Annotated in this window: 1 protein-coding gene; it reads left to right on the top strand. The window is 72.9% G+C overall.

The window, feature by feature from the left end; genetic code table 11:
* On the top strand, positions 1 to 479 hold a 479-nt coding region (locus tag K9U40_RS23495), incomplete at both ends, for a TonB-dependent receptor plug domain-containing protein (RefSeq protein WP_282892475.1).

Genomic DNA, 479 nt, shown 5'->3' on the forward strand with positions numbered 1-479 from the left:
CCGTACTGCTGCTCGCTTCCGGCGCGCAAGCGCAGACGGCCGCCACCGATGCGGCCGCCGCTGCGCGTGTCCGGTTGCCCGAAGTGACCGTCACCGGCAACCCGCTGGGCGCCGATGCCGTGGTCGTGCCCGCCGCACAGCTGTCGGGCGACGATCTCACGCTGCGCACCGAATCCACGCTGGGCCAGACGCTGGACGGCCTGCCCGGCGTGAGCAGCACCTACTTCGGGCCCAACGCCAGCCGGCCCATCATCCGCGGCCTCGACGGCGACCGCATCCGCGTGCTGCAGAACAGCGGCGCCACGCTGGATGCGTCGGCCCTGAGCTTCGACCATGCCGTGCCCACCGAGGCCCTCACCACCGAGCGCATCGAGGTGCTGCGCGGGCCGGCCGCGCTGCTCTACGGCGGCAGCGCCGTCGGCGGGGTGGTGAACGTGATCGACAACCGCATTCCGCGCGAGCCGTTGAACGGCGTGGAC

This window comes from Xanthobacter autotrophicus, assembly GCF_030015065.1.
Classification (GTDB): domain Bacteria; phylum Pseudomonadota; class Alphaproteobacteria; order Rhizobiales; family Xanthobacteraceae; genus Xanthobacter; species Xanthobacter autotrophicus_D.